A 414-nucleotide genomic window follows, 5' to 3' on the forward strand; every position below is an offset into this window, starting at 1 on the left:
CACACAGTGAAATAAAAATGAACGGGCTGATTTGGCCCGTTTTTTGATGCTCACAATCCTTTGCTGAGGGATTTTAGGGCGATGTCGAGCAGGGCAGACTCTGCTCCTTTTTGCAGTTGTCCTGCTCCGTTGATGGGCAGGTAGGGGCGCGGCTCGATTTTGACTTTCCTGCCGCGCCCGGCTTGGCCGCCTAGGTGGTGGATGGCGGCATACTTTTTATTACTGCCGATACGGGCAAAGCCGTTGCCGACTTGGGTGCTGATGCTTGCGGCGAGCTGGCCGGAGAGTTGCAGGGTTTTGCCGCCGTTGTCGGCAACGCGCCGGCTTCTCTTCCATTTTTGCCCACCCCAGCCCTCACTTTCGAAGTTGTCTTCCGTGAGTGAGACCATTTCGGTAGCGATGGCACGCATCACG

Annotated in this window: 1 protein-coding gene; it reads right to left on the reverse strand. The window is 56.5% G+C overall.

Annotated elements, in window-relative coordinates; all coding sequences use genetic code 11:
* Positions 1 to 50 precede the first annotated feature (50 nt).
* The coding region (locus tag IR141_RS12890) for a phage virion morphogenesis protein (RefSeq protein WP_135037838.1) at positions 51 to 414 on the reverse strand (364 nt) is incomplete at its 5' end.

Source organism: Neisseria sp. 19428wB4_WF04, from assembly GCF_015235335.1.
GTDB classification, from domain to species: Bacteria; Pseudomonadota; Gammaproteobacteria; order Burkholderiales; family Neisseriaceae; genus Neisseria; species Neisseria musculi.